The organism is Clostridium minihomine, assembly GCF_900240385.1.
In the GTDB taxonomy this organism is placed as follows: domain Bacteria; phylum Bacillota; class Clostridia; order Oscillospirales; family Acutalibacteraceae; genus Faecalispora; species Faecalispora minihomine.
The window spans coordinates 1-5,368 of the sequence record NZ_OEQH01000011.1 but is presented as its reverse complement, the minus strand read 5'-3'; the positions used below and the strand labels follow the sequence as shown (position 1 = coordinate 5,368).

The window sequence follows — 5,368 nt, the reverse complement described above, 5'->3', positions numbered from 1 at the left end:
GACAGGACCTTGAAAATTAAACAACGAGAAAGACAAGAAGGAACCCGTAATTTTTGAGAGAAAACTTCTTGGAAACGAGAAGTGAGTACTTCCGGATATAAGAGCGTCTCGTAGCTCTATAAAAAGTGAGAAACGCGCAAGCGTACAAAACGAGCAGATAAAATGCTCTAAGATTGATTAGATTGACTTCGGTCATTTTAATACTATATTTTAGAGAGTTTGATCCTGGCTCAGGACGAACGCTGGCGGCATGCCTAACACATGCAAGTCGAACGGAGTAAGAGATAAGCTTGCTTAACTCTTACTTAGTGGCGGACGGGTGAGTAACGCGTGAGTAACCTGCCTTTCAGAGGGGGATAACGTTCTGAAAAGAACGCTAATACCGCATGATATATCGGTGTCGCATGGCACTGATATCAAAGGAGCAATCCGCTGAAAGATGGACTCGCGTCCGATTAGCCAGTTGGCGGGGTAATGGCCCACCAAAGCGACGATCGGTAGCCGGGTTGAGAGACTGGACGGCCACATTGGGACTGAGACACGGCCCAGACTCCTACGGGAGGCAGCAGTGGGGGATATTGCACAATGGAGGAAACTCTGATGCAGCAATGCCGCGTGAGGGAAGACGGTCTTCGGATTGTAAACCTCTGTCCTTGGTGAAGATAATGACGGTAGCCAAGGAGGAAGCTCCGGCTAACTACGTGCCAGCAGCCGCGGTAATACGTAGGGAGCAAGCGTTGTCCGGATTTACTGGGTGTAAAGGGTGCGTAGGCGGCTTTTCAAGTCGGGCGTGAAAGCTGTGGGCTTAACCCACAAATTGCGTTCGAAACTGGAGAGCTTGAGTGAAGTAGAGGTAGGCGGAATTCCCGGTGTAGCGGTGAAATGCGTAGAGATCGGGAGGAACACCAGTGGCGAAGGCGGCCTACTGGGCTTTAACTGACGCTGAGGCACGAAAGCATGGGTAGCAAACAGGATTAGATACCCTGGTAGTCCATGCCGTAAACGATGATTACTAGGTGTGGGGGGTCTGACCCCTTCCGTGCCGGAGTTAACACAATAAGTAATCCACCTGGGGAGTACGGCCGCAAGGCTGAAACTCAAAGGAATTGACGGGGGCCCGCACAAGCAGTGGAGTATGTGGTTTAATTCGAAGCAACGCGAAGAACCTTACCAGGTCTTGACATCCAACTAACGAAGCAGAGATGCATTAGGTGCCCTTCGGGGAAAGTTGAGACAGGTGGTGCATGGTTGTCGTCAGCTCGTGTCGTGAGATGTTGGGTTAAGTCCCGCAACGAGCGCAACCCCTGTGATTAGTTGCTACGCAAGAGCACTCTAATCAGACTGCCGTTGACAAAACGGAGGAAGGTGGGGACGACGTCAAATCATCATGCCCCTTATGACCTGGGCTACACACGTACTACAATGGTCGTTAACAACGGGAAGCTAAGCCGCGAGGTGGCGCAAATCCCCAAAAACGGTCTCAGTTCGGATTGTAGGCTGCAACCCGCCTACATGAAGTTGGAATTGCTAGTAATCGCGGATCAGCATGCCGCGGTGAATACGTTCCCGGGCCTTGTACACACCGCCCGTCACACCACGGGAGCCGGTAATACCCGAAGCCGATAGTCTAACCGCAAGGAGGACGTCGTCGAAGGTAGGATTGGCGACTGGGGTGAAGTCGTAACAAGGTAGCCGTATCGGAAGGTGCGGCTGGATCACCTCCTTTCTATGGAGACCAAATGAATACTACGGTGTTCATTTAACATCCACAGGTCAGGTTACGAAGTTCGACTTGTTAGAATCGTTGTTTAATTTTGAAGGCCCTGAAAAGGGACTTCAATGGAGAATAAGGGAAGAACCCGAAGGTGAGAAATACCTTATTATTCAAAGTGAATATGGGGGTGTAGCTCAGCTGGGAGAGCACCTGCTTTGCAAGCAGGGGGTCATCGGTTCGATTCCGTTCATCTCCACCACCAGACATGATCTGGACAAACTACGCGCACAAAGTAAAATGGAAACAGTTTGCTTTATGCACGGGTAATTGTGTCAAATGAGAGTTTGATACAATGAAATAGGGCTGACAGGGGCAAGGGAAAGCCGACGGCCTCTAGCCGAAAGATATGGGCTCATAGCTCAGCTGGTTAGAGCACACGCCTGATAAGCGTGAGGTCGGTGGTTCGAGTCCACTTGAGCCCACCACCAGATTTGATCTGGAAAAAACTGCATAATGCAGACACACGGCAGTATGGTTGTGTATGCGAGGTACAAAGAGTTTTTCTCGGTGTTATCTATCGCGACGAAAACCACACGAGTGTGGCGGACATTGAAAACTGAATAAAGAAAAGAAGCAGATAAAGCGAGAAAATTGTTTTTTATCTAAATCTACAATTTACCAAACAAAATAGTCTTAACGAGTTCAAGATTGTTTTGATATACAAGCAAGAACCAAGAAAATCACATGGTCAAGCTACAAAGAGCGCAAGGGGAATGCCTTGGCACTGAGAGCCGATGAAGGACGCGACAAACTGCGATAAGCTATGGGGAGCCGTAAGTGGGCATTGAGCCATAGATTTCCGAATGGAGCAATCCGGCTGGAGTCATGTCCAGTCACTGCATGATGAATACATAGTCATGCAGGGGGAACCGCCTGAACTGAAACATCTAAGTAGGGCGAGGAAAAGAAATCAACATGAGATTCCGCTAGTAGTGGCGAGCGAACGCGGAAGAGGCCAAACCGAGGGTAGCAATACCTTCGGGGTTCGGACAGCAATATGTATGGTGAGGAATAGCAGAATGGCATGGGAAGGCCAACAAAATAGTGTGAGAGTCACGTATGCGAAATTCCAAACTGGCTAGCTGTATCCAGAGTACCGCCGGACACGTGAAACCCGGTGGGAACATGGGGGGACCACCCTCCAAGCCTAAATACTACTCAGTGACCGATAGTGTATAGTACTGTGAAGGAAAGGTGAAAAGAACCCCGGGAGGGGAGTGAAAAAGAACCTGAAACCTTGTGCTTACAAGCACCGAGAGCCCGTCAATGGGTGATCGGGTACCTATTGTAGAATGGTCCGGCGAGTGAATGTAACTGGCAAGGTTAAGGACTTAAGGTCCGGAGCCGTAGCGAAAGCGAGTCTGAATAGGGCGCGTGAAGTCAGTTGTATTCGACCCGAAACCGGGTGACCTACCCATGTCCAGGTTGAAGTGGAGGTAAAACTCCATGGAGGACCGAACCGACTCCCGTTGAAATGGTAGCGGATGAGGTGTGGGTAGCGGAGAAATTCCAATCGAACCCGGAGATAGCTGGTTCTCTCCGAAATAGCTTTAGGGCTAGCCTTGTATTAGATTACTGGAGGTAAAGCACTGAATGGGCTAGGGGCCGAAAGGTTACTGAACCCTATCAAACTAAGAATGCCAGATAATTGATGTACAGGAGTCAGACAGTGTGAGATAAGTTTCATTGTCGAAAGGGAAAGAGCCCAGACCCACAGCTAAGGTCCCAAAATATAGTTAAGTGGAAAAGGATGTGGGGGTGCACAGACAACCAGGATGTTGGCTTAGAAGCAGCCATACATTAAAAGAGTGCGTAATAGCTCACTGGTCGAGTGCCCCTGCGCCGAAGATTTAACGGGGCTAAACTATATACCGAAGCTTGGGATGATACTTTTAGTATCATGGTAGGAGAGCGTTGTGTACGGGGTGAAGTCAGAGCGTGAGCGCTGGTGGACTGTACACAAGTGAGAATGCCGGAATGAGTAGCGAGAAATATGTGAGAATCATATTGGCCGAAAGTCTAAGGTTTTTGGAGGAAGGTTCGTCCGCTCCAAGTAAGCCGGGAGCTAAGGTGAGGCCGAAAGGCGTAGCCGATGCACATACGGTTGACATTCCGTAGCCGCCAAAAGATTTAAGTAAGAGGACACTTTGAAAGGGCATAACCCAGGCGTTGGTTGACCTGGGCGTAAGGGACCGAAATTAGAGTAGGGAAGTATGCTTGGACGAAGGCGAGAAAAGTCTTATGTATATCTAAGGCGCCCGTACCGCAAACCGACACAGGTAGACAGGAAGAGAATTCTAAGGCCAACGGGAGAAGGGTAGTTAAGGAACTCGGCAAATTGACCCCGTAACTTAGGGAAAAGGGGTGCCACAGAGATGTGGCCGCAGTGAATAGGCCCAGGCGACTGTTTAGCAAAAACACAGGTTTCTGCCAAATCGAAAGATGAAGTATAGGAGCTGACACCTGCCCGGTGCTGGAAGGTTAAGAGGAGATGTGCAAGCATTGAATTGAAGCCCCAGTAAACGGCGGCCGTAACTATAACGGTCCTAAGGTAGCGAAATTCCTTGTCGGGTAAGTTCCGACCCGCACGAATGGTGTAACGATCTGGGCACTGTCTCAATTACCCGCCCGGCGAAATTGTAGTACCGGTGAAGATGCCGGTTACCCGCGACAAGACGGAAAGACCCCATGGAGCTTTACTGCAGCTTAATATTGGGTTTTGATCATTTATGTACAGGATAGGCGGGAGACTAGGAAGCCGTAGCGCCAGCTATGGTGGAGTCACCCTTGGGATACCGCTCTTAAATGGTTGAAATTCTAACCTGCGGCCGTGAATCCGGCCGGGGGACATTGTTAGGCGGGCAGTTTGACTGGGGCGGTCGCCTCCTAAAAGGTAACGGAGGCGCTCAAAGGTTAGCTCAGCACGGATGGAAACCGTGCCTTAGAGTGTAAACGCGTAAGCTAGCCTAACTGCGAGGATGACAATCCGAGCAGTAACGAAAGTTGGAGTTAGTGATCCGGCGGTATGAGAGTGGAATTGCCGTCGCTCAACGGATAAAAGCTACCCTGGGGATAACAGGCTGATCTCCCCCAAGAGTCCACATCGACGGGGAGGTTTGGCACCTCGATGTCGGCTCATCACATCCTGGGGCTGTATTCGGTCCCAAGGGTTCGGCTGTTCGCCGATTAAAGTGGTACGCGAGCTGGGTTCAGAACGTCGTGAGACAGTTCGGTCCCTATCTGTCGTGGGCGCAGGATATTTGAGGAGAGCTGTCCTTAGTACGAGAGGACCGGGATGGACGTACCTCTGGCGCACCAGTTGTCATGCCAATGGCACAGCTGGGCAACTATGTACGGAACGGATAAACGCTGAAAGCATCTAAGCGTGAAGCCGCCTCCAAGATAAGATATCCCATAGCGTAAGCTAGTAAGACCCCTTGAAGACTACAAGGTTGATAGGCTGCGTGTGTAAGTACAGCAATGTATTTAGCTTGGCAGTACTAATCGGTCGAGGGCTTGACCATAATTTCTTGGTTAGAGCCTTGCTCATTCGCTTTAACTTCTGTTTCTTCTTTATTCAGTTTTTAGTGCCCG

2 tRNA genes and 2 rRNA genes are annotated in these 5,368 nt (G+C 50.0%); all 4 read left to right on the top strand.

Annotation, left to right across the window (positions count from 1 at the left end):
• Positions 1 to 207 precede the first annotated feature (207 nt).
• The 4 genes from C1A02_RS13275 to C1A02_RS13260 all read left to right on the top strand — a co-directional run bounded on the left by C1A02_RS13275 (position 208) and on the right by C1A02_RS13260 (position 5,298).
• Positions 208 to 1,726: ribosomal RNA gene (locus tag C1A02_RS13275) — 16S ribosomal RNA — on the top strand.
• Between the two features lie 171 nt (positions 1,727 to 1,897).
• A tRNA-Ala gene (locus tag C1A02_RS13270) sits at positions 1,898 to 1,973 on the top strand.
• Between the two features lie 149 nt (positions 1,974 to 2,122).
• Positions 2,123 to 2,199: transfer RNA gene (locus C1A02_RS13265), tRNA-Ile, on the top strand.
• A 261-nt stretch (positions 2,200 to 2,460) separates the two neighbouring features.
• Positions 2,461 to 5,298 (top strand): 23S ribosomal RNA (locus tag C1A02_RS13260).
• The 16S and 23S rRNA genes sit together here with 2 tRNA genes alongside, the layout of an rRNA operon.
• Positions 5,299 to 5,368 lie beyond the last annotated feature (70 nt).